The 20383-nt window shown below is 43.0% G+C and carries 15 protein-coding genes; 10 read left to right on the forward strand and 5 right to left on the reverse strand.

The genetic code is table 11. The features are described 5' to 3' along the window. Positions 1 to 214: 214 nt before the first annotated feature. Positions 215 to 1156, forward strand: a complete 942-nt coding sequence (locus W7W_RS0108200; RefSeq protein WP_010663317.1) for a Ppx/GppA phosphatase family protein — start codon at positions 215 to 217, stop codon at positions 1154 to 1156. A gap of 16 nt (positions 1157 to 1172) precedes the next feature. Further along, the gene (locus W7W_RS0108205) at positions 1173 to 2336 is read left to right on the forward strand and encodes a sigma-54-dependent transcriptional regulator (protein WP_010663318.1); all 1164 of its coding nucleotides are present in this window, start codon (positions 1173 to 1175) and stop codon (positions 2334 to 2336) included. Between the two features lie 30 nt (positions 2337 to 2366). Here W7W_RS0108205 and W7W_RS0108210 read toward each other — a convergent pair whose 3' ends face one another. After that, complete coding sequence (locus W7W_RS0108210; RefSeq protein ID WP_148660825.1) at positions 2367 to 3350, reverse strand: TolB family protein; 984 nt, start codon at positions 3348 to 3350, stop codon at positions 2367 to 2369. 178 nt (positions 3351 to 3528) lie between these two features. Here W7W_RS0108210 and hydF point away from each other — a divergent pair, with 178 nt between their 5' ends. Continuing rightward, positions 3529 to 4728 carry a [FeFe] hydrogenase H-cluster maturation GTPase HydF gene (hydF, locus tag W7W_RS0108215; RefSeq protein WP_010663320.1) on the forward strand — a complete coding sequence of 400 codons (1200 nt, stop codon included), beginning with the start codon at positions 3529 to 3531 and terminating at the stop codon, positions 4726 to 4728. Between the two features lie 137 nt (positions 4729 to 4865). Here hydF and lpxA read toward each other — a convergent pair whose 3' ends face one another. The 3 genes from lpxA to gltB all read right to left on the reverse strand — a co-directional run bounded on the left by lpxA (position 4866) and on the right by gltB (position 11992). Further along, positions 4866 to 5675: an acyl-ACP--UDP-N-acetylglucosamine O-acyltransferase gene (lpxA, locus tag W7W_RS0108220; protein WP_010663321.1), complete on the reverse strand. Its 810-nt coding sequence runs from the start codon at positions 5673 to 5675 to the stop codon at positions 4866 to 4868. A 303-nt stretch (positions 5676 to 5978) separates the two neighbouring features. Beyond that, positions 5979 to 7397, reverse strand: coding sequence for a glutamate synthase subunit beta (locus tag W7W_RS0108225; protein ID WP_010663322.1), 1419 nt, complete (start codon positions 7395 to 7397; stop codon positions 5979 to 5981). 74 nt (positions 7398 to 7471) lie between these two features. Then, entirely contained in the window at positions 7472 to 11992 is a 4521-nt protein-coding gene (gltB, locus tag W7W_RS0108230; protein ID WP_010663323.1) for a glutamate synthase large subunit, read from the reverse strand. A 389-nt stretch (positions 11993 to 12381) separates the two neighbouring features. On the opposite strand from gltB, the gene W7W_RS0108240 reads away from it, so the two are divergent. The 7 genes from W7W_RS0108240 to W7W_RS23695 all read left to right on the forward strand — a co-directional run bounded on the left by W7W_RS0108240 (position 12382) and on the right by W7W_RS23695 (position 18854). After that, positions 12382 to 13101: a LiaF transmembrane domain-containing protein gene (locus W7W_RS0108240; protein ID WP_010663324.1), complete on the forward strand. Its 720-nt coding sequence runs from the start codon at positions 12382 to 12384 to the stop codon at positions 13099 to 13101. A gap of 11 nt (positions 13102 to 13112) precedes the next feature. Further along, entirely contained in the window at positions 13113 to 14186 is a 1074-nt protein-coding gene (locus W7W_RS0108245) for a sensor histidine kinase (RefSeq protein ID WP_036162833.1), read from the forward strand. 185 nt (positions 14187 to 14371) lie between these two features. Beyond that, entirely contained in the window at positions 14372 to 15130 is a 759-nt protein-coding gene (locus tag W7W_RS0108250) for a LytR/AlgR family response regulator transcription factor (protein ID WP_010663326.1), read from the forward strand. Positions 15131 to 15684: 554 nt separating this feature from the next. After that, the gene (locus W7W_RS0108255; RefSeq protein WP_025006757.1) at positions 15685 to 15897 is read left to right on the forward strand and encodes a DUF4492 domain-containing protein; all 213 of its coding nucleotides are present in this window, start codon (positions 15685 to 15687) and stop codon (positions 15895 to 15897) included. Between the two features lie 35 nt (positions 15898 to 15932). After that, positions 15933 to 17546, forward strand: a complete 1614-nt coding sequence (locus W7W_RS0108260; RefSeq protein WP_010663327.1) for a cytochrome ubiquinol oxidase subunit I — start codon at positions 15933 to 15935, stop codon at positions 17544 to 17546. After that, positions 17539 to 18672, forward strand: a complete 1134-nt coding sequence (gene cydB / locus W7W_RS0108265; protein WP_010663328.1) for a cytochrome d ubiquinol oxidase subunit II — start codon at positions 17539 to 17541, stop codon at positions 18670 to 18672. The genes W7W_RS0108260 and cydB overlap by 8 nt, the downstream gene beginning before the upstream one ends. Positions 18673 to 18710: 38 nt before the next feature. Next, on the forward strand, positions 18711 to 18854 hold the full coding sequence (locus tag W7W_RS23695) for a hypothetical protein (protein ID WP_169315022.1): 144 nt from the start codon (positions 18711 to 18713) through the stop codon (positions 18852 to 18854). 76 nt (positions 18855 to 18930) lie between these two features. On the opposite strand, the gene carA is transcribed toward W7W_RS23695, so the two are convergent. Then, complete coding sequence (gene carA, locus W7W_RS0108275) at positions 18931 to 20019, reverse strand: glutamine-hydrolyzing carbamoyl-phosphate synthase small subunit (protein ID WP_010663329.1); 1089 nt, start codon at positions 20017 to 20019, stop codon at positions 18931 to 18933. Between the last annotated feature and the right edge of the window lie 364 nt (positions 20020 to 20383).

The following is a 20383-nucleotide window of genomic DNA, read 5'->3' on the forward strand; positions in this document are numbered from 1 at the left end:
TCATGTTTTTTTGACGAAAGACATATCCGACACCAGAATCTAAGAATTCGACTTATATCTTCATTCCTTCAAACAACAAGATTTTAGCCTGCTTTATTCATGAATTATTCAGGCTAAAAAGCAACAGATTTAATACGCAGCAAAATTAACCAACCGAAACACCCCCACCACAATGATTATTTGTAACTTTGTAATCAGAAATACTTTACATATCATGAAGCACAACCGTATTGCCATAATAGACCTGGGAACCAACACCTTCAACCTCTTGATCACCGAAGTTGCCGAAAACGGGACTTACAACATTCTTTTAGAATCGAAGAATCCTGCTAAATTGGGAAAAGGAGGTATTCATAAAGCCACCATTACTTCCGAGGCTATGGAAAGAGGCGTAGAAGCACTTAAATCCCATCTGATTACCATTTCCGATTATCAGGTCGAGAGCATCTTTTGCTTTGCAACTTCCGCAATAAGGAGTGCCAATAACGGTCATGAATTTGTAAAAAGGGTTAAAAATGAATTGGGACTTACCATTCGCATCATCCAGGGAGATGAGGAAGCTCAAACCATTTTTGACGGAGTCCGACAGGTTTATCCGCTGGATGAGGAATACATTCTGATTATGGATATCGGGGGCGGCAGCATTGAATTCATCATCGCTAACCGGTTTGGAGTGGCATGGAAACAAAGTTTTGAGTTGGGCGTTGCACGTCTGCTGGAACAATTCACCCCATCCGATCCAATCAAAGAGAGTGAAATAAAGGCCATTCAAAAACATCTCAAAAAAGAGTTGGAGATGCTTTTTGAAGCAGTCAAACAATTTCCGGTAAAGAAAATGGTTGGTTCATCCGGATCTTTCGATACGCTGGCAGCTCTTCTTTCCAAAAAATTCTATCCTTTGCTGGACAGTTCAAAGCTCACCTCTTTATTGCTGGAACCAAAACGTCTATTACTTGTACATAAAGAGCTGATGACATCCAACTCGGATGAACGGAAAGTGATGCCGGGGATGGAACCACACCGGGTGGACAGCATCGTACCGGCCAGCATCATTGTAAAATTTATTACCGAAGAATTAAAAATTAAAGAAATCTGGCAGTGCTCATTCGCACTCAAAGAAGGAGCAATTCTTCAGATAATCTCAAGTCAACTGTAATAAACATCTCTTAAATATGTCCAAAATACTTGTCATTGACGACCAAAAAAGCATAAGAAACACATTAAAAGATATCCTGGAATACGAAAAGCACGAAGTTCTGCTGGCCGAAAACGGAGCAGACGGGCTGGAACATTTTTCCGAATCGAAATTTGATGTGGTCTTGCTTGATATCAAAATGCCCGAAATGGACGGCATGGAAGTACTGGACAAAATGATGCAGACTTCACCAGACGTTCCTGTCATCATGATTTCAGGACACGGAAATATAGATACCGCTGTGGAAGCCATCAAAAAAGGCGCCTACGATTTTATTGAAAAGCCGCTTGACCTGAACCGTCTGCTGGTAACCATCAAAAATGCCATCGACAAAAAAGAACTGGTATCAGAGACCAAAGTTTTGCGCCGAAAAGTCAGCAAAACCTTTGATATGATTGGTGAATCAGAACCAATGATGCAGATAAGGGAAATGATTGATAAAGTAGCCGCCACAGATGCCCGAGTTCTGATCACGGGTCAAAACGGAACAGGCAAAGAATTGGTGGCCAGGTGGTTGCATGAAAAAAGCAATCGTGCGGCTCAACCTTTCATTGAAGTAAATTGCGCAGCCATTCCATCCGAACTCATTGAAAGCGAGCTGTTTGGCCATGAAAAAGGAGCTTTCACCTCGGCCCACAAGCAAAGAAAAGGAAAATTTGAGCAAGCCAATGGCGGCACCATATTCCTTGATGAAATAGGAGACATGAGCCTTGCAGCGCAGGCCAAGGTCCTCAGAGCACTTCAGGAAAATGTAATTTCCAGAGTGGGCAGTGACAAAGACATAAAAGTGGATGTACGGATTCTGGCTGCCACCAACAAAAATCTTCAGGATGAAATAAAAGAATCACGTTTCAGAGAAGACCTTTATCATCGCCTGAGTGTTATCATCATACAAGTTCCCTCGCTTAATGAGCGAAAAGATGACATCCCCTTGCTCACAGAGCATTTCAACAATCTTATTTGCAAAGAACTGGGAGTTCAACCAAAATCATTTGATGAATCAGCTGTTAAAGAGTTACAGAAAATAAACTGGACCGGTAATATCCGGGAATTCAGAAATGTTATTGAGCGATTAATAATATTGGGCAGCGATGGCATTTCTTCCAAAGATGTTCAAACCTATGCCATGCCTCTGGCATAAAACGGCCTGATTTTATTTAGACTGAACTATTTAATCCCTCAAAATTACGGAAGCATCCATATACCAAATGTCTCCGGAACCGTTTCCGGGGCCCAACAGCCATTTTTTTATACTGGAATATCTTAATTGCCGGGGCATTTTACGGGTTACAGTACTGGAGAAAATGAATATTCTCCCATCAGAGGTAAACATTGGGCAACATTCATAGGCTGTTGAGTTTACTTTAGTCCCCAGACTTACCGCTTCGCCCCAATCCTCTCCCGATTTGTAAGAGACATACAAATCGGATGTACCCTCACCCTCCGGACGTGGAGAGCTAAAAACCAGACACTTCCCATCGGGAGAGATCGCCGGATCCCGCTCCGGAAACTCAGAATTAACCGCCGGCGAAAGCTTTACTGCCTCAATCCAGTTTTCCTGATTGTCTGACTGAACACTGAAAATATCCAGTGCGTTTTCATCTAATGTGATGGTACCACCGTCATAATCCGCACTAAAATAAACAATCCCTTGTCGGTCAACAGAAACAGAAACTTCGTTCCTGTCACCGTTACTAAACGACATTAGTTCAGGAGTTGACCAATCCCCGTTCTGCATACGGCTACTTCGCCACACATTCCAATCCAAAACCAGGTCACTTTCATACGAAGGTCTGTTGGAGGTAAAGAAAAGAAAACGACCATCAGGAGTTACAAAAGGACTGGCGTCCATATATTCACCAGAAAAAGAGACCACTTCCGGATATGTCCAGAATCCATCATGAAACCTGGTCGCCAAGATGGCTGAAAACACACCTTTCTCCGTAATACAGTAGTAAAATTCGTCACCATCAGGCCCAAGAGCCCCATAAGCCTCGCCCATACCCGAAGAGATAAATCCCGGAGACATAAGCATAGGCTGCTCTCCCACCTCTTTGGAAAAGAAAAAATCGGCAGGCGAGTCTGCGTAAGTTTGTGACAATACAAGAGTTCCGGAAAACCACAAAACCAAAAGAAGAGGTAAAAATTTAACCATAAACAACGCTTTCAAATACATGATTGACCGAACACAACAGGATGTCTAATCTGACTCAGGTACAAAACTTCAAATTGTGTGAAATGCTCAAAAATAGGTCTTTTTATCTGATTCCCGAAAGAGCAACGCCCAAACGCTGGAACTTATCTCAAATTTTTAATTACTTTACACAAAAAAAATGGGAAAAGACCGGCAGCCTTTTATTGGCATTTTTGGAAGAAGGAACAACGGTAAAAGTACATTGATAAACCGACTTGCAGGCCAGGAGATAGCCATTGTATCCGACATCCCGGGAACAACAACCGATCCGGTTAAAAAATCTTTTGAGATTACAGGCTTCGGACCGGTAGTTCTCGTTGATACAGCGGGCACCGATGACATTGGAGAATTGGGCACCAAAAGGGTTTCCAAAACGCTGCAAACCATCGACAGAATTGACCTGGCAATACTAATAGTGACCAACAATCAACTGGAAGAACCGGAAGAAAAACTCATTTCAGAATTCAAAAAACGGGATGTTCCTTTTTTAGTCATTCACAACAAAGAAGACCTCAATCCTGCCAATAAAAACATTGAAAAAGAATACCGAAAATCAGGAGTGGCCGGATTCCTTAAACTGGGATCCGCTTTATCCACTGAGCCAATCATCGATGCCATACGAAGCACCATTCCCGAATCTGCTTACACAACCCCGACATTGCTCGGAGACCTCATCCATCCGGGAGATATAGTTTTACTCATTACCCCCATCGACATTGAAGCTCCGGCAGGCAGAATGATTTTGCCTCAGGTGCAAACCATCCGTGATGTACTGGACAACGATGCAACCTGCATTGTACTTAAAGAAACAGAAGCAAAAGCCTTCCTTGAAAAGACAGGTATTACACCTGCTTTGGTCGTCACGGATTCCCAGGTCTTCGCCAAAGCGAATGAGATAACCCCAAAAAACGTTAGACTAACCAGCTTTAGCATACTTTTAGCAAGATTAAAAGGAGACTTCGGGCAATATATGACAGGCACCCCCAAAATCGATGAGCTAAGAGACAATGATCGTGTACTGATACTTGAATCCTGTACACATCACGTGGCATGCGATGACATTGGACGTGAAAAAATCCCTAAATGGTTAAAAAAACATACCGGGAAACAGCTGGAATTTGATGTAATAGCCGGATTGGACAATATAAAACGCCCCATCAATGACTATGCGCTGGTAATTCAATGCGGTGGCTGTATGATTACCCGAAAACAACTTCACAACAGATTAAAACCAGCCATTGAGGCCAATATCCCTGTAACGAATTATGGGATGGCCATCGCCTGGGTGCATGGAATTTATCACAGAGCAACAGCACCTTTTCAAAAAACAGAGAAGTAAGAATTGTTGTGTCAGCCGAAAAATTGAACCCACATTATTCCCGAATAATCCGGTCCGGTTATTCATGAACCAAGGTTCGACCAAGTCAAAGCAAAAAGAAAAGGCTGCCTATAAAGACAGCCTCTGTTTTTATATCCTTAAGAGGTTACCGTCGAAGTCTGGCCGACGGCATTTTTGATGATTCCCCGTTTCGATCCTTTAATGAAATTAATGATTTGTCCCATTTCCGGACTTGGATCCAGATAAGCCTGCATGTATTCAATGGCCTGAGAAACATTTCTTCCCTGCTGATACAAAGCCCGGTAAATATCATGGACATTGTCTATTTGCTCTCTGCTAAAGCCTCGACGACGCAATCCCACCACATTGATCCCCATATATGCAGCAGGGAGACCAAACACTTTCGTGAATGGGGCCACATCGGACAACACTCCACACATTCCGGAAACCATGGCGTGAGCTCCTATACGACAGAACTGATGTACAGCACTCATTCCGCCAATAACTACCCAGTCTTCCAGCACAACTTCACCAGCCAGCTGAACACTGTTAGCCACCACACAATGACTGCCCACCTCTACATCATGTCCCAGGTGTGCATAAGCCATCAGCAGGGTGTCATTGCCAACGCGGGTAACCCCTTTAGCAGCAGTACCGCGGTTAATGGTCACATACTCACGAACAGTAACCCGGTCACCGACCTCAACAGTACTGTATTCTCCATCAAACTTAAGATCCTGTGGTTCTGCAGAAATAACTGCTCCGGGAAATACTTTACAAGCCTTTCCAATTCTTGCCCCCGGATAAATGGTCGCATTGGCGCCAATCCATGTGCCATCACCAATAATTACATCTTTATCAATCTTAGCAAAAGCCTCAATCGTAACATTTTCTCCAATCTTTGCATCCGGATGTATCTCCGCTTTTTTCGATATGAGTTGCTCCATTCTCAGTCTATCATTTCTGAAGGTAAGACAATCTTAAAAATCCAAGAATTGCATCCCTTAGTTAACATTTTACAATTTTACCTTTTTATATGACAACTGAGCGTTCAAGCACACGTACAAAAATTTTAATTTTTTTCAGAAGGGGGCCCGAAAGTCTCTCAACATCATTAAAAACCAAGCACTTACAAACGCCCTTTTCTTCCCGCAACAAAAAAAGCCGGCCATAAAACAGACCGGCTCCTTTTAGGAAACTTAGTTACCCGCTACCCTGACAATCTCTTTTCGGGGAAATTCAGATAGATTCTATTTTGACAGGAACTCATGAACATGCGCAGCGGCCTCACGTCCCTTTGCAATGGCTGTAACCACCAGACTGGCTCCGTTTGCAGCATCACCAGCTGCAAAAACGCCGGGTTTACTGGCAGCAAATCCATCGTTAATTTTTACATTTCCGCGCTGGTCAAGTTCCAATCCGAGTTCCTTCACCAAACCTTTGTGAACAGGATGAACAAAACCCATGGAAAGCATTACCATATCCACGTCAATTTTACGTACGGTATCTTCCTTTTCTTCCATTTTCCACCGGCCATTATCCTGCATCCACTCCACTTCAACAACCTCAACTGCTTTAAGCCTTCCTTTATCTCCAACAAACCGACGGGTGGAAAGGCTCCACATACGCTCACACCCCTCCTGATGAGAAGACGAAACCTTCAGCACATTGGGCCAGAAAGGCCAGGGATTATCAGGGGTTCTGGAGGCAGGTGGTTTAGGCATAATTTCTATTTGCATTACCTTTTCGGCACGCTGACGATTGGCCGTTCCCACACAGTCACTTCCAGTGTCTCCACCACCAATGACCATCACCTTTTTCCCTTTGGCATTAATACGCTCATCGTCCGAAAAAGAGGAACCCCGGTTCACCTTATTCTGCTGTTTCAGATAATCCATGGCAAAATAAACCCCTTTTAAATCACGTCCTTCAACAGGCAAATCTCGGGGCTGCATGGCTCCAATAGCTAAAACAACCGCATCAAACTCCTTCAGCAGTTGCGCTCCTTTAACATCCTCCCCCACAGCTGTATTTATGCGAAATTCGATGCCCTCCTTCTCAAATATCCTTTGCCTGCGATCAATCACCTTCTTATTCAACTTAAAATCCGGGATTCCGTACCGAAGCAATCCCCCAATAGCATCATCACGCTCAAAGACAGTCACACTATGTCCTTTTTGATTCAGCTGATCTGCCACCGATAATCCGGACGGCCCGGAACCTATAACCGCCACCTTCTTTCCGGTTCTCTTTTTAGGAATACGTGGCTGGATAAAACCAAGCTCAAAAGCTTTCTCTACAGTTGAAGCCTCATTTTCGCGAATGGTAACAGACTCTTCGTGAATGGCCAGGACACAGGACTTCTCACAAGGCGCAGGACAAACCCGACCTGTAAATTCAGGAAAGCTGTTGGTCGAATGCAGCACCTCACTGGCCAGTTTATAATCACCGCGGAACAAAGCGTCCTGCCATTCAGGAATTTTACTTCCTACCGGACATCCCCAATGACAAAAAGGAACGCCGCAATCCATACATCTGGAAGCCTGTAATTTCCGATCCTGGTCATTCAGCGTTTGCTCCACTTCCCCATAATCATCAATTCGTTCATTCACAGGTCGGTTTCCACTCAGCTTTCGCTCAACTTCTATGAATCCTCTGGGATTTCCCATAGCTAATCATTATTATGATGACTGACACAATTGCCATTGATCACAACCCTGTCAATCCTTATTAATAAACTATTTTACTCTCTCAAATGCGGGGCATCTTCAGTCTCCCTCAGCTTTTTCTCCAGCTCCTCCACTTTCTGCTGTTCCAGCACCTTCTTATATTCAAAAGGAATCACCTTCACAAACTTCGGAAGAAATTTCTCCCAGTTCACCAGTACATTACGGGCCTTCTCACTGTTGGTATGGAGCAAATGTTTATGAAGAAGGAATTGCAACTCCTGAACATCACCATAATCCTGCACAGGCGTCAGATCTACCAACCCTTTGTTGCAATAAAAATCAAAATTGCCAGATTCATCCAATACATAGGCGATTCCACCGCTCATCCCGGCAGCAAAATTTCGTCCGGTGGATCCGATAACAACAACACGACCTCCTGTCATATATTCACAACAGTGATCTCCTGTCCCTTCCACCACAGCATTTGCGCCGGAATTCCTGACAGCAAAGCGCTCGCCGGCAACTCCATGAACATACAGATGTCCACCTGTGGCACCATAGAGCACGGTATTTCCGATGATAATATTCTCTTCAGGATTAAACTTATGCCCAGTTGGCGGAACTACCACAATTTTCCCGCCCGACAAACCTTTGCCCAGATAATCGTTGGCATCTCCCTCCAGCCGGAAGCTCACCCCACTCACCAAAAAAGCACCAAAACTTTGACCGGCCGATCCGGCAAACGAGCAATTAATAGTATTCTTGGGAAGCCCCTCTTCCCCATAAGCTATGGAGACCTCTCCTGAAAGCATGGCTCCCACAGCTCTGTCAGTATTATTCACCGGATAGGACATCCAAACACGCGAACCATTCTGAATAGCCGGGCGAGCCTCCTCTATCAATTTGCGATCCAAGACCTTATCAATTTTATGATCCTGATCTGTGGTCTGATGCAATGGATATTTTTGACCTTCCGTTGGGAAATGGAGCAATCCTGACAGGTCGAGACCTCCGGTTTTCCAGTTTCCAACTTCAGGATCCCGTTCCAACAGATCACTCCTGCCGATGATTTCGTTCAACGATCGATACCCCATTTCAGCCAAAACCTCCCGTACTTCAGTTGCAATAAACGTAAAGAAATTCACCAGATTTCTGTACTTCCCGATAAATCGCTTTCTGAGTTCTTCATCCTGGGTGGCAATACCTGCAGGACAGGTATTCAGATGACATTTACGCATCATCACACAGCCCAGTACAATGAGACCGGAAGTGGCAAAGCCATACTCTTCTGCGCCCAAAAGTGCCATTTTTACTACATCATGGCCCGTTTTCAACTGACCATCGGTTTGCAACTTCACCCTGCCCCGAAGATTGTTAAGCACCAGCGTTTGTTGTGTTTCGGCAAGACCCAGTTCAACAGGAAGTCCCGCATGTTTGATAGAACTGGAAGGACTGGCACCTGTTCCTCCCTCCGTTCCACTAATTACAATCAAATCGGCATGCGCCTTGGCCACCCCTGCTGCCACAGTTCCGACTCCGGTTTCAGAGACCAGCTTCACACTGATTCTGGCCCGGGGATTGGCATTTTTCAGATCAAAGATCAACTGAGCAAGATCTTCGATAGAATAGATATCGTGATGCGGAGGGGGAGAAATCAGAGTAATACCGGGAGTTGAGTTCCGCAGTTTTGCAATAACCTTATCAACCTTATACCCGGGCAACTGACCTCCTTCTCCAGGTTTAGCTCCCTGGGCAACCTTAATCTGAAGTTCATCGGCATTTACCAGATAATTATTGGTCACGCCAAACCGACCACTGGCCACCTGTTTTATGGAGCTACGTGCCGGCGATTTAAAGCGTTTTGAATCCTCACCTCCCTCTCCGGTGTTGCTTCGGCCGCCAATTTCATTCATGGCCATGGCCAATGCTTCATGGGCCTCTTTAGATATGGAGCCATAACTCATGGCACCAGTAACAAACCTTTTCAATATGGCCTCTACCGGTTCTACTTCACTTAAATCAATCGCCTTTCCTCTTTTAGGATTTAAAAAACCTCTCAGAAAAAGTGGTTTGCGATTATCGCTTTCCACCTTACGACTGTATTCCTTGTATTTCTGATAATCATTGCGTGCAGTAGCCCATTGCAAAAGCCCTATTGTTTCCGGATTCCAGGCATGCTTCTCTCCGTATTTCCGAAAAGCATATGCCCCGGCACTATCATAAGGTCCTTTGGGCAACAACTCATCAAAAGCTTTTTGATGAAAAGCCAGTGCTTCCCTGGCAATTTCCTCAAAACCAACACCACCTATCCTTGAGGTCGTTCCGGTAAAATATCGTTCAATAACCTCACCGGATATCCCTATGGCTTCAAAAATTTGTGCTCCATGATAACTTCGGAGAGTGGATATTCCCATTTTTGAAAGTACTTTCATGAGACCTTTATCCACCGATTTAATGTACTTTTCACGAGCCTCGCCGTAACTACCCCGGACTGATCCGTTTTTAACCATTTCATTGATGGTGGCAAAGCAAACATAAGGGTTGATAACACTCGCCCCATAACCCAACAACAATGCAAAATGCATAACTTCTCTGGCTTCTCCGGTTTCAATAATCAAACCGACCTGCATTCTTTTTTTGGTTTTTATGAGGTGATGATGAACAGCAGCAGTGGCCAGCAGTGAAGGGATCGCCGCGTTTTCCAGACTCACACCGCGGTCACTCAGAATAATGTAATTGTTACCCTCATCAACCGCCTTTTCCGCGTCGGTACATATCTGCTCAAGGGCAACTTTCAGCCCCTCCCCACCCTGAGAAGCTGGAAAAAGCATGGGTAAAGTTACATGCGAAAACTCTTCACGGCGAAAATCTTTAATCTTCCCCAGATCAGTATTTGTAATCAGAGGACTTGCAAACTTGATGGAACGGCAATGCTCATGGCTTTCCATCAAAATATTTTTAGAAACAGATCCGATATAATTGGTCAAAGCCATTACCAAACCTTCTCTGATGGGATCAATCGCGGGATTGGTTACCTGAGCAAAATGCTGCCGGAAATAGCTGAACAAACGTTGCGGCTTATCAGAGAAAATCGACATGGGCGTATCATTCCCCATAGAGCCAATAGGCTCCACTCCTGTTTCCGACATGGGCTTAATAATAAGATCCACATCCTCTTTATTGTACCCGAAAGCTTTCAGGTACATATCATAATTCTCTCCCAGATCTGACGACACTCGTTGACGTACCTCAATGTCTCTAAGACTAATTCGGTTTTCTTTGAGCCAGTTTTCATACGGATGACGCATCGACAGCTGTGATTTTATCTCCTCATCAGGAATAATAATCCCCAGACGGGTATCCACAAGCAACAATTTTCCGGGTTTAAGCCTGCCTTTAGAAACAATCTTCTCTGCAGAAAAAGTTTGAACCCCGACCTCGGATCCCATCACAATCAAATCATCATCGGTAATCACATACCTTGAAGGACGCAACCCGTTTCGATCAAGAGTTCCTCCAATGTATCTTCCATCAGAAAAAACAATGGAAGCAGGACCATCCCAGGGTTCCATAATCGTACTGTGATATTCATAATATGCTTTAAGACTTGGAGGAATCGGATTTTTGTCATTCCACGATTCCGGAATCAGCATCGTAAGTGCATGAGGTAGTGTGCGACCGGTCAGAAACAAAAATTCAAGAACATTGTCGAGAGATGCTGAGTCACTTTTTCCGCTTTCGATAACAGGAAAAAGTTTCTTCAAATCATCCCCAAACATATCAGACTCCAATAATCCTTCGCGGGCCTGCATCCACAGACGGTTTCCTTTAATGGTATTAATTTCTCCGTTGTGAGCCAGAATCCTGAAAGGCTGGGCCAGATCCCAGGTGGGAAATGTATTGGTACTGAAACGGGAGTGAACCAACGCAATGGCACTTGCCAGCTTAGGAGCCTGAAGATCAAGAAAATATTCTCCCAACTGAGCAGGAGTCAGCATTCCTTTATAAATAAATACTTTGGAAGACAAACTCACAATATAAAACCCCTCTTTGGAAGCAATTTTCGAGTTCCGGACGGCGTTCTCTGTCATCTTCCTGACCAGATACAACTTTCTTTCCAGAGCATCCTGCTCCACAAATTTACCGGTCACAAATACCTGCCTTATGACGGGCTCACTTCCACGCGCTATTTCCCCAATGGCGTCCGAATTTACAGGAACATCACGATATCCAATCAGTTCCAGTCCTTCATCCACAATATTCTTATTAAGGATTTCCAAACAACCACGGGCCTCTTCCGGATCACCGGGCAGGAACACCAGTCCTGTTCCGTAATGCCCGGGAGCAGGTAAGTCAAAATCAAATCCACTAAAATACTCATAAGGAACCTGCATAAGAATACCGGCACCGTCACCAGATTTATTGTCAGAACTCTCGGCACCTCTGTGGGTCATATTCACAAGAACCTCCAACCCCTTTCGCACAATATCATTAGAAGGTTTTCCTTTGATATGCGCGACAAATCCAATTCCGCAATTGTCATGTTCATTGGCCGGATCGTACAGCCCTTGAACTCTGGGAAAACGTTGCTGCATACTGAAACAATTTTAAAAGGAGATAAAACAAAACATTGGAAGTCTGAGATGCCTGCCGAACATCCAACATTAATACTTTTTCAAGCAACAGGCACTTTTTACTTAATAACCGAAAGCAAAATTACAATTTTAATTACGTTTTTCAAATTTTTTGAGCTAAAATATAACAATTAGCACTTTTCATGTCCTTTTCTATCATTCATTAGGAACAGGTAGCTTTGTATTGAAATATCTCAAAAATCGCAACTCGCGGGATTTAATCACCCATTTACCGATTAATCTCTTCCCGTTTTAAAAAATGATGTTATTTTTGATTCAGGACTAAAAGATGCTTCAGAATTAAGCACTTTAAAAAATAAAAGACAAACTGACAATCAAACCATTCCATTATGGAACCAAAACAAGATGTGGAAAGTTCAAAACGAAACCACTCATTCGCCGGAACAGGATTGATAATTATTGGAGCCCTCTTACTTGCCGGTAATCTGGGCCTTATCCCCCAACCGGTTTGGAACATTATTTTCAGATGGCCGACCATATTTCTGATCATTGCCATTATAAATCTGATCAAAGAAAAATTCATTCCCGCTTTAATATTCACAGCCATCTGGGGATTTTTCGTGCTTCCTGACATTTTCCCGACTTTGCACACAGAGGAGTTGAAAAGTTACTGGCCTGTTTTACTCATCCTGGCCGGATTGCTATTCCTCAACACTCATCGAAAAAGAAAACATGATAGTTACCCCGGAAAAACCAGGACGCACGAGGAAAACCAAATCGATGAAGTCGCCATTTTTAGTGGAAACGTCCGGCGCATTGAGTCTGAGAGCTTTGAAGGAGGAGAAATTACCTCAATTTTTGGAGGAAGCGAACTTTATTTCAATAATTGCAAAATCGGTCCGGGAGGAGCTGTCATCGAACTAACAAATATTTTTGGAGGCACCAAAATTGTTGTTCCACGCAATTGGAATGTAAAAATTGAAGTAACCAGCATACTCGGCGGTTTTGCTGATAAGAGAATTTATCCTGACAATGAAAGTCCCTCCAAACAAACCCTCATCATAAAGGGAATGAGTATATTCGGGGGAGGAGAAATCACCAACTTCTAACCTTTCAATATATGCTACATCCAATACTGGCCCAGAAACGATTGTTTTATGGCTTTATGGCCGGATGGATTACGCTTTTTATGGGACATACACTGTTCTTGTCCTATCAGTATCTTCCATTTGCCGAGGCCCTTGTGGATGCCTTCATCTACAATGGTGTATTCATGATTTTATCAGTAGCACTCTATTTTCCGCTTGCTTACCCCGAGGACTGCACCAGCAGTGCATTCAATAAAAAATCTTTTCTTTACCATGCCTTTCATCACATTACAACAGGCATGGTAACACTTGCTATTTGGCTGGGAGCATCCTTTTTTCTTGCCTCTCAATTGTTGAGCCAAAACACCGAATATTTAAACTTTGCAAGATCAAGCCTGCCCATGCGGGCAGCATTTGGAGGAATCTTAATTGTTTTGCTGATTTCGATGTATCATTTTACCAGCTTTTATAAACATATAGAAGAAAAAAATACGCGTGAAGAGCAACTCAAAAAAATGCTGAAAGAAGCTGAATTGAAAGCACTCAAGGCTCAGCTCAATCCTCATTTTTTATTCAACAGCCTCAACTCCATAAGCTCTCTTACCATATCAGATCCGGAAGCGGCAAGAGAGATGTTAACACTCCTTTCAGACTTTCTCAGGTATGCCCTCAAACGAAAAGAAGAAACCCTGCTTCCACTCAGAGAAGAGATAAAAAACATCCAGCGCTATCTTGAAATCGAAAGAGTCAGATTTGGTGACCGTTTAAATTGCGAATTCAATATGCATCCCGATTGTTTAAACGTGCATGTTCCGGCCATGTTGCTCCAGCCACTTTATGAAAACGCTATCAAACACGGACTTTACGAAAGTATTGACCCCGTTAGTATCAAAACAAATTGCCGATCAGGCAATCACATACTTGAAATTTCGGTATCCAACACTTTCGATCCCGAAAGCACCCCTGTTAAAGGAGAAGGGGTGGGACTGGAAAATATTCGCAGCAAGTTACTTCTTTTTTACAACCGAACAGACCTGTTGAGCATTCACAGAGAAAACAACAACTTTGAAGTAAAAATAATCATCCCAAAATCCAGGACAAAATGAAAAGAGCATGGCAACGATTGTCACAAGAGAATATGTATAAATTCTTGCATGCAAGTTCCATCCGACTTTAATAAACAAATTTTAAACGAATGAAACGAGCATGGCAAGGAAACCACAAAGGATCATGTATAATATTCTGACATGTGAGTTCCATCAAGCCAATAACTTAAACAAATTTTATACTGATGAAAGAACAATCAAACTTCAGCGCACTAATCATTGATGATGAACCTCCTGCAAGAGCTGTTGTCACTTCTTTCCTGTCTCAACACCCTTACATTAAAATAATAGGTGAATGCGGTAACGGGTTTGAAGCTCTTAAGGCCATTCAGGAACAAAAGCCTGACCTGATATTTCTGGATGTTCAAATGCCAAAAGTTTCCGGGCTGGAATTGTTAGAAGTAATGGACGAAAACCCCGTAGTAGTTTTCTCCACCGCATACGACCAATATGCACTGAAGGCATTTGAAATGAGCGCTGTTGACTACCTCCTGAAACCATACTCTCAATCACGATTCAACCAGGCGATGGAAAAAGTCCTGAATCAACTTCATAAAGGAGAAAAAACAGACACAAAAAAATTGGTTCAGACTCACTCCCAGGAAAACCAGTCAACCCTCGAAAGAGTAGTAGTGAAAACAGGAAACAAGATGCACGTTATTCCTGTGGGAAAAATACGTTTTATCGAAGCAAACGAAGACTACGTAATGATTTACGCCGAAAGTTCACGACACCTAAAAGCTCAAACCATGCGATTTTATGAGACGCACCTCAACAACGAGCAATTTGTAAGAATCCATCGGTCCTACATTGTAAACGTCAATTTCGTTGAACGTATGGAACCTTACGATAAGGACACTTATGTGGCTGTAATGAATGAAGGACAACGGTTAAAAATAAGCAGAACCGGATATCGAAAACTCAAAGAAACACTTAACTTCTGAAAAACAACTGTTCTTAATCTCCACAATATTGACAAAATGCAACTCTCCATTGTGTTGATTACCTCAAAATCCCCATAAAACTCAAAAAGCAAGAATCCACAATTCAATTTTGAAGTAAAGCCCCAACAAATAAAATTTATTAGGTTCTCACATTTCGGTATTCAGGTTCTTGATTATTTGTTTATTTTAGCAAAAATTTTGCAATCAACTGCAATAAGGTCATCAAAAATCTGTTTATTCGGAAGAGTTTCTGCAAATATAAGGCAAATTGAATATTGACTTGCCTTATACCTAAAACAGGTATTAAGAAAACAGGCGGAGTACCTGAAAGCAATAGCCCGGGACAGCACCCATAAGATGCATTTGTCTGCTTTCCTATTTTTATTGGCAGTAATTCGACCAATAAATAGGAAACTCCGATTGGCCAGCAGATTTAATCAACAAAAAGACGAGGAGCAGAAAGTTCAAAAACAGCATTGACTTAAAGAAAAACTCAATAAGAAACACTAATTTTAAAAAATCCTTTTATTTTTCACTATCTTGGATTTTCAAGTATGGAAAAACTCAGAAAAATAGTCAATTTTTACGTCACGGGGTTCCAGAATCTGCCACCGTGGGGTAGAGCGTTATGGGCCATAATACTGATCAAACTTTTCATTATGTTTGTTGTATTGCGGCTTTTCTTTTTTCCGGATCAACTACAAAACAACTTTAAATCGGATGAAGAGAGAGCCCGGCATGTAATTGAAAACATTACCACACCGTAATCAAACAATCAGCTTAACGATAAAACCGAAACAAAATGCTTGAAAACATTGACTTCACCCTGGTCAACTGGTCAAGAGGCCAGTTTGCACTAACAGCCATGTTCCACTGGCTATTTGTGCCGTTGACGCTGGGGCTTGCCTACATCATGGCATATATGGAAACCATGTACGTCAAAACCGGGGACCCCGAATGGAAGCGCATCACAAAATTCTGGATGAAACTATTCGGAATCAACTTTGCCATCGGCGTGGCCACGGGCATTATTCTCGAATTTGAATTCGGGACAAACTGGAGCAACTACTCCTGGTTTGTGGGCGATATTTTCGGAGCTCCACTGGCCATAGAAGGAATCATGGCTTTCTTTCTTGAGAGTACATTTATTGCCGTGATGTTTTTTGGATGGGACAAAGTAAGCAAGCGCTTTCACCTTACAGCTACCTGGCTTACTGCTATAGGAGCCAGTCTAAGTGCTGTATGGATCCTGGTTGCCAATGCCTGGATGCAAAACCCGGTGGGCACTTTCTTCAATCCGGAAACTGCCCGTAACGAAATGACCAGTTTCTGGGATGTTTTTCTATCCGAAACTGCAGTCAACAAGTTTGTTCATACCATAACATCAGGCTTTGTTTTTGCCGCCATATTTGTAATAGGCGTCAGCAGTTGGTATCTGATAAAAAACCGTGAACATCTGCTGGCTAAAAGAAGCATCGTAATTGCCGCAGTCTTTGGTTTAATAAGTTCCTTTGTCCTGATAGGCACAGGAGACAGCTCGGCCAAAGAGATTGTAAAAACCCAGCCAATGAAGTTTGCCGCCATGGAGGCGCTTTACGAAGGGCAGAGCAATGCTCCATTAGTGGCATTTGGCATCCTGGGCGAGGAAACAGACCATAAAAATCTGAATGCCGAAAGCGAAGCAGATTTTCTGTTTAAAATAGAGATTCCATCCATGCTATCGTGGCTTGCCTACGGAGATCCCGACAGGTATGTGGCCGGGATAAAGGATCTCATTCAGGGCAACGAAGAACAGGGCATACTCTCCTACAAAGAGAAAATCATCAGAGGATACAAAGCTCAGCAAGCTCTCAGAGCCCTTAAAGATGCTCAAAAAAGTGATCCCAACGGGAAAGAGGCAACCGCACTGAAAGCAAAATTCAGGGATCCGGAATTCATCGAGAATAACGTACAATATTTTGGGTATGGCAATTTTTACCATCCCGATCCGGAACAAATTGAAAAGAATGCCTTCACCATGGTACCGCCAATCTCCATGACCTTTTATGCTTTTCACATCATGGTAATGCTGGGAGGTTTGTTTATGGCATTATTTGCCGTATTCCTCTTCCTTGTATTGCGCAATCAGTTGCATAACAAAAAATGGTTGCTTTGGGCAGCGGTATGGACCATTCCACTGGCCTATATTGCTCAACAATCAGGCTGGATTGTAGCGGAGGTTGGTCGCCAGCCCTGGGTCATACAGGATTTGATGCCCACCATGAAAGCCGTTACGCAAATAGATGTAGAGTCAGTAATGACCACATTCTTCCTTTTTGCTGTCGTATTTATCGGCCTTTTCATTGCGGAAGCAAAGATTATGATAAAGCAAATCAAAGTTGGACCAAAAAAGAAGGAGGACCCGAATAATGTTTGAAGCACTCTCTCACTTAGCATTACAACAATACTGGTGGATCATCATTTCCGTTTTGGGCGGCGCCCTTGTTTTCCTGATGTTCGTTCAGGGTGGTCAGACATTGATTTATCAGGTAGGAAAAGAAAAAGATGAGCGCACAATGCTGATCAACGCACTGGGAAGAAAATGGGAATTCACGTTTACCACCCTGGTAACTTTCGGAGGAGCTTTTTTTGCCTCATTCCCGCTCTTTTACAGCACCAGTTTTGGCGGAGCCTACTGGGCATGGATGGTGTTGCTTTTTGCATTTATCATACAGGCAGTTTCTTATGAATTCCGTTCGCGTCCTGGCAATGTATTCGGGGCGCGCACTTATGAAACCTTCCTGTTCATTAACGGACTGATAGGCACTTTTCTTCTGGGGATAGTCGTAGCCAGTTTCTTCACGGGATCACAATTTTCGTTGAACGACATGAATGAAATGAACTGGCATTCTCCTGCCCGGGGGCTGGAACTATTGCTAAATGTCCACAACCTCACTTTGGGGATAGCCGTTTTTTTTCTGGCCCGCACATTAGGACTGCTTTACTTCCTGAATTCCATCGAAGACGAGAATATTGAGAAGAGAATCAGGAAGCAGCTATGGTACAATGCAATACCATTCCTGGTGCTTTTTCTCACTTTTATTATCTGGCTGATGTTTCGGGATGGATACGCACTCAATCCGGAAACAGGCGAAATTTTCATGCAGGACAACAAGTACTTCCTGAATCTGATTCAAATGCCTGTTGTTTTAATCCTGTTTTTATCGGCCGTAGTGCTTGTTCTTTATGGGATCTTCATCAGTCTTTTCAAAAAGAGTTCTGCAGGAATCTGGTTCACCGGAAGCGGTAGTTTTTTAGCCGTATTCTCATTGTTTTTGGTCGCAGGGTTTAACAATACCGCATTCTACCCTTCAACGATCGACATACAAAGTTCTTTGACCATCATGAAAGCATCTTCAAGTCATTTCACACTCACCGTAATGAGTTATGTATCATTGATGGTTCCTTTTGTAGCCGCCTACATATGGTTTACCTGGCGGGCAATCAACAAAAATAAAATCAACAAAGACGAGTTGACCTCTGGAGAATCACACTTTTATTAGGAAAAAATTATTAGCAGAAACAACAAAAAAAGAGACCTATGAGTTATTTTGTGGCTATTTTGATGTACTTATCATGGTTGGCAACCGTTGCTGTTGGTTATTTTGCTTCGGTATCTGCCGTAAAGTACTTCGACAAAAAGTGGAAAGAAACAACTAAAGCGGAAGAAGCTGCTGAAAGTTAGTATAACATCGATATAATACAAAAAAAGGGGCTTTGCACAACTGCGCAAAGCCCTTTTTGTATATAATGAGTTTTGTTTACCTCTCTCCCTTCGATTTCTTTATCAGATCCACAAAATCGTCGAAAAGGAATTCCGTATCGGTAGGGCCACTGGAGGCTTCGGGGTGAAACTGGGTGGAAAAGAACGGTTTGGTTTTATGGCGTATGCCCTCGTTGGTTTTGTCATTAATATTCACAAAAAGAGGCTCCCAGTCACTGCTCAAAGAATCGGTATCCAATACAAAACCATGGTTCTGACTGGTAATGTAACAGGTTCCTGTGCCCACCTTAATTACCGGGTGATTGTGAGCCCTGTGTCCATATTTCAGTTTATGAGTGGATCCTCCGGCAGCTGTCCCCAAAAGCTGGTTGCCCAAACAAATTCCAAAAATAGGCTTATTCCCTTTCAGAGCTTTACTTATATTCTGTATCGTAGTCTCACACATTTGGGGATCGCCGGGACCGTTGGCCAGCATGATGCCATCAAAATCATCATTATTAAAATCATAATCCCACGGAACCATCGTAATCGTTGTATCCCGCTTCAGAAGACATCGGATAATATTGTATTTCCCGCCGGTATCCACCAACACCACTTTGTGCTTCCCGTTCCCGTAAGTCACCTTTTCCTTCGTACTCACTCTGGCAACGAGGTTGTCTTTATTGGGATCATAAAATTCAATCTGCTCTTCATCGGTTTCAATCTTTCCGAGCATAGTCCCTTTCTCTCTAAGAATTTTTGTCAATGCCCTGGTATCAATACCAAAGATGCCTGGAACCTTATTTTTTTTCAGCCAGTCTCCCAAACTACTTTGCGCATTCCAGTGACTGAAATCAATAGAGTAATCAGAAATCACAAACCCGGAGACATGAATACGGTCTGACTCAAAAAACTTTGGAATTCCATTCTCCTTGTCATCTTTAGGTACTCCGTAGTTACCTACCAGCGGATAAGTTGAGACAAGTATCTGCCCTTCGTAAGATGGATCTGTCAGGCTTTCAGGATAGCCTGTCATTGCCGTATTGAATACCACTTCCCCGGCAACCGCCTTGTGATATCCAAAAGATTTTCCTTTAAAAACAGTCCCGTCTTCCAGAACCAATCTGATAGGTTTAAATTCAGACATACTTCACTTATTCTTTAAAAGTCCAACGCTTATTCATTTCCGCAAAAAATGCATTTACCTCAGAAACAGGGTAAATGCATTTCGCAAGGGTTTGTTTGGTTACAAAATTAGCAAATATTTCGCATTAAGGCACAGCAAAATTAATATTTATGAATATTTATTATACACATGCAGAATATATGTGATTTTTATTCACCCCGCCATGCTCCGGATCATAATATTACCCAGTCAAGATACTACACCAATCTACTGCTGCCAGCAAGAAGGCCACTGTATTTCAAGTCTATACAAGAAAGCATCAAACACGAGGCTTTCGACCGCGTGCCGCCTAAAGCCTTAGCGGTGGCGCAAGTATTTGAATCCA

The sequence above is a fragment of the Marinilabilia salmonicolor JCM 21150 genome (genome assembly GCF_000259075.1).
Taxonomy (GTDB): domain Bacteria; phylum Bacteroidota; class Bacteroidia; order Bacteroidales; family Marinilabiliaceae; genus Marinilabilia; species Marinilabilia salmonicolor.